This is a genomic window from Microcystis sp. M53598_WE2 (assembly GCF_030067735.1).
Lineage (GTDB): Bacteria > Cyanobacteriota > Cyanobacteriia > Cyanobacteriales > Microcystaceae > Microcystis > Microcystis aeruginosa.
Genome location: NZ_JASJFE010000674.1, coordinates 1 through 4,489, shown reverse-complemented (window position 1 = coordinate 4,489; position 4,489 = coordinate 1). Strand labels below are relative to the sequence as shown.

General features: G+C 40.7%; 4 protein-coding genes and 2 pseudogenes. All 6 read left to right on the top strand.

Annotated features, from left to right (window positions below; genetic code table 11):
- Positions 1 to 194: pseudogene (locus PX636_RS13775) on the top strand (hypothetical protein); the annotation flags it as partial.
- Positions 137 to 505, top strand: a pseudogene (locus PX636_RS13770) (zinc ribbon domain-containing protein); the annotation flags it as partial. The pseudogenes PX636_RS13775 and PX636_RS13770, both read left to right, overlap by 58 nt.
- A 53-nt stretch (positions 506 to 558) precedes the next feature.
- Positions 559 to 1,068, top strand: coding sequence for a hypothetical protein (locus tag PX636_RS13765; RefSeq protein ID WP_002796683.1), 510 nt, complete (start codon positions 559 to 561; stop codon positions 1,066 to 1,068).
- A 71-nt stretch (positions 1,069 to 1,139) separates the two neighbouring features.
- Positions 1,140 to 1,919: a photosystem II electron transport protein, Sll1252 family gene (locus tag PX636_RS13760; RefSeq protein WP_002796685.1), complete on the top strand. Its 780-nt coding sequence runs from the start codon at positions 1,140 to 1,142 to the stop codon at positions 1,917 to 1,919.
- A 43-nt stretch (positions 1,920 to 1,962) separates the two neighbouring features.
- Positions 1,963 to 4,011 carry a DNA phosphorothioation-associated putative methyltransferase gene (locus PX636_RS13755; protein WP_012265575.1) on the top strand — a complete coding sequence of 683 codons (2,049 nt, stop codon included), beginning with the start codon at positions 1,963 to 1,965 and terminating at the stop codon, positions 4,009 to 4,011.
- A 34-nt stretch (positions 4,012 to 4,045) separates the two neighbouring features.
- A partial coding sequence (locus PX636_RS13750) for a Uma2 family endonuclease (protein WP_288117596.1) occupies positions 4,046 to 4,489 on the top strand: 444 nt, incomplete at its 3' end.

Sequence of the window (4,489 nt, the reverse complement as noted above, 5' to 3'; positions counted from 1 at the left end):
TCGTAGAAGCAAAGCTAAAAAACGGAACCCCAGAGCAATATCACCGGCTTGATGAAGCTATCAAAACTTCTCAGTTTGTGCGTAACTCTTGTGTTCGTCATTGGATGGACAATAAGGGGACAACCCGCAATGATCTCCAAATTTTACTAGCCAAGATTGTTCAGTTTGTGGGACGAGATTTCAAAAATGATTAAGCACTAGAACTCATCAATGTCCTAACTGTAAAACAATCTTAGATAGGGATCATAATGCAGCAATCAACATTCTTAAAAAAGGGTTGAAATATTTGGGAAATCATCTCAATGCCTCGACTTCGCTCGGCATTGACACTGAGCAAAGTCGAAGTGTCAACGGTACTGTTGGGCAAACAGAAACCGACCCAAACGCCTTGGGAGAGTCCGGTCTCTGGATTTTCAGTGGAGACATTGAGAATCTAAGCTGTCTGGTTGAACAAGGAATTTCCGATAGTGATAGGTCAAGAATCCCCCGTCACAGCGTAGCTTGACGGTGGGAGTATGTCAAAATAGGAGATGAAGATAGCCTTAAAAGTTGGAGAATATGAATTATCTCATTGCCGTGTTAGCTGATCGCATAGAAGCAGAAGAAGCTGCCGTTGCCCTCGAAAAAGCGGGAATTCCCCAATCTCAAGTGACCATTCTCGGTCGCGGCTATAAAAGTGCCGATGAGTTCGGTTTGATCGATCCCTTCCAACAGGCCAAAAAACGGGCTACTCTCATGGCTTTTTGGCTAATTCCCTTCGGTTTTGCCGGTGGCTACCTTTTTAACCTGATTACGGGATTGCATACCTTTGATTGGGCCGGAGAACCGGGCAATCATATTGTTGGCGGCATTGCTGGGGCGATTGGGGGGGCGATGGGCAGTATTTTCGTCGGTGGTGGCGTGGGTTTATCGTCCGGCAGTGGCGATGCACTTCCCTATCGCAATCGTCTCGGCGCTGGAAAATATATTATTGTCGTGCAGGGTTCCGAAAACTTGAAAAATCAAGCGACTCTTATCCTCCGTCAATTTAACCCCGAAAATCTGCAAGGATACGCCCTAGAACAGTGAACGGTTATTAGGAATAAGTTATGGAGCATTTGATTTTTTCCTAAGAATTTTTGATTAATTACCAGAAAACAATGTTACCGAGAGAAGAATTACTAAAGGGTGTCGAAAATCGCGAGGAGATAGCGAAAGTTATTGATAAAGCCGAACAAGCGATCAAGACTTGGGAAGTGACGGTGACAGACTTTCTTTCTCCCGCGGTTTTAGCGGAAGTAGAACGGGTTTTTCAGCGTTTAACCGATGTGTCAATGCAAAAATGGGGCGGTTATCCCCAAGCAGAAAGACAGCGCCTCGGTATTGCTAGAGTTGATCTACCTTTGACAGTAACAGATATTCCCCTATCTGCCCTTGATATTGCCGGTAATTTTCTTTTTGATACCGCTAACCACCGGGATTTTTTAGGGGCGATGTTGGGGACGGGTATCGTCCGGGAAAAAGTCGGCGATATAATCGTTTTAGGTGAGCGAGGAGCGCAGGCGATTGTAGTACCTGAATTGGCAGATTTTTTATCTGCTAATTTACTACAAGTGCGTTCGGTTCCCGTGAAAACTAGCCCGATTCCTTTGACGGAATTAAAAGTTAGACCACCGCAAAAAAAAGAAATTAATACTGTGGAAGCTTCCTTGCGTTTAGATGCGATCGCATCGGCGGGTTTTGGCATTTCTCGCAGTAAAATGGCCGAGGCAATTAGCGCCGGGGATGTGCGAGTTAACTGGAAAGATATCAGTCAATCTAGTTATAACGTTAAAACCGGTGATTTGATTTCTTTTCGGGGAAAAGGTCGTTTAGAAGTGGGTGAGGTTACTGTGACAAAAAAAGAGCGCTATCGGGTTCATTTAACTAGATTTATTTAGTTTTTTCTGTCTCTAGAATTTGTGATTAGACAGATTAATTGCCATGGCTGAGAATTTCGCCGTAATCGTGCAACTGTGTCAAGTTAGTCCCATCGGTAAACTATTACCGGGGGCGCTTTATGTTCATCGAGAAGCATTACATCAACTGGATCCTATCCTCCAGAATTACGAACAACAAGCAAGAATTAATCAGCATTTATCCGAGGCAACAATAATTAAATTTAGCACCGATAAACCGAAAATATCCTATCTTTTTTATCCCGATTTTGATCGGGAACCTCACCCAGCTTTAACTAAAAGTTTAGTGGTAGATCTGGGGACATTAATCTTAAGTGAATGGAATTATCAAAATGCCGATAATCCGCCCATTTTACACCGAAAAGAAACTTTTGTTACTAGGGACTATCCCCTTTATCAAGAATTCGAGCATCTCACAAAAATCGAGAGTGCTTTAGGACTTTTAAACAGTTCTTATCCCATCGGTACTAAACAGGAATGGCAACGGCTTTTAAGAAAGCATAACCTTGATTTTGCCGGAGATTATTTAGTTTGTAATCTAGAGGGACAAAAGGAAAAATCGATAATAATTGATCGCCACAAGGCTGCTCTTGTTCGCAAAACCCTTTCTCGTCCAGCAAGATTAGCATTAGCGGCGGGATTATTCCTTCCTGAAACCACTTTTTTTGATTACGGTTGTGGTTATGGAGGTGATATAGAACGCATAGCTGAACAGGGTTATCAAAGTGAAGGTTGGGATCCTTATTATCGTCCCGATAGTCCTTTAATTGAATCTGATATTGTTAATTTAGGCTATGTAATTAATGTTATTGAATCCGCCGAAGAACGGCAGGAAGCCTTATTAAAAGCTTGGCAACTAACCCGTCAAGTTTTAATTGTTTCAGCACAGATTCTAATTGATGATAGCGAACGGGGTTTAATGGCCTATGAAGATGGAATTATAACCCGTCGTAATACCTTTCAAAAATACTATCAACAGGAAGAACTAAAACAGTATATTGATAGCACTTTGGGGGTTGATTCTATTCCGATAACTTTGGGAGTTTATCTAGTTTTTCGAGAGGAAGAAAAAGCGGAAGCTTTTCGTTTATCCAGATGGCGTTCCCGCGCTACCACTCCTAAAATTAAAACCCATCTCAAATGCTTTGAAGATTACGAAGATTTATTGACTCCCCTGATGGAATTTTACACCCAGCAGGGACGTTTACCCGTCGCGGGAGAATTATTACAAGAGGAAGAAATTAAGGCAGAATTTGGCACTTTTAGACGAGCTTTTCAAGTTATTTTACAAGTAACAGAAGCGGAAGAATGGGAGATAATTGCCGATAAAAGACGCGCCGATCTTTTACTTTATTTAGCTTTAAGTCAATTTAGCCACTGTCCGAAAGTACGGGAATTATCCCCCGCTACCCGTGCCGATTTTAAAGCTTTATTTGGCAGTTATCGCAATGCTTGCGCTTTAGCAGAAGAAGTGTTAATAAGTGCGGGAAATCTGCCAGCGATCGCTTGTACTTGTGAAAATAGTTCTTTAGGCAAACTTTCCCGTTATTCCCTAACTATTCATATTAGCATTCTGGAAAAATTACCGATGTTATTACGCTTATATGAAGGTTGTGCTAGTCAAACTATCGGACGGTTAGAAAATGCTAATGTTATTCGTTTATCCTTTCGTCAACCCAAAATTTCCTATCTCTATTACCCCAATTTTGATACAGAAATTCATCCGATTTTAGCTACTAGCATGGATGTATATTTAGGTTCGGCTGATTTTAGTTTTCGCGATTATCGGGATAGTCCTAATCCGCCAATTTTACACGAAAAAGAGCTTTTAGTAACGGCTGATTATCCCAACTATGATAAATTGCTTCGCTTAACTCAATTAGAAAAGGATTGGGGATTGTTAGAAGATAGAAAAGCGATCGAACGTTTACAGGGTTGGCAAAAATGTTTAGAGGAGCATTGTGCTACAATCAAAGGCTATCAGATTCTGTGGCGAAAAGATGCCGATCCCTATAAAGTTAGGATTTTACGCGCTAAAATTCAGACCAGAAGAAATCAAAATAAGTCTTCCTGAGTAATTAAGTAAAATAGACGAGGTAATTAATTTTATGATGACTACGATTCGGTTACAAGGATTAGAAGATTTCGAGTTAAAAGCGAATGATCCTGAACAAAGAATGTTTATTTCTGGGGTTAATTGGCAACAGTACGAAACTCTCTTAAAACATTTAGAAGATAGTTCCAGTTATCGCATTACTTACTTAGATGGAATGGTAGAAATTATGGCTCCTAGTCGTCGTCACGAAGTTAGCAAAAAAAATATCGGTAGATTGGTAGAAGTTTATTTAGAATATGCTGAAATTGATTTCTGGGGATTAGGTTCCACCACTTTGCGAAAACAGGAAAAAGAAGCGGGAAAAGAACCAGATGAATGTTTTTGTTTATTCACAGAAAAAGAGTTTCCTGATTTGGCGATAGAAATAATCTTAACCAGTGGCAGCCTGAAAGTTTTAGAAGTTTATCAAAGATTGGGAACTCAAGAGGTTTGGTTT

Bases quoted from the DNA above. Each gene is read 5' to 3' on its own strand.
- PX636_RS13755 (WP_012265575.1), top strand. From the start codon at position 1,963: ATGGCTGAGAATTTCGCCGTAATCGTGCAACTGTGTCAAGTTAGTCCC.
- PX636_RS13760 (WP_002796685.1), top strand. From the start codon at position 1,140: ATGTTACCGAGAGAAGAATTACTAAAGGGTGTCGAAAATCGCGAGGAG.
- PX636_RS13765 (WP_002796683.1), top strand. From the start codon at position 559: ATGAATTATCTCATTGCCGTGTTAGCTGATCGCATAGAAGCAGAAGAA.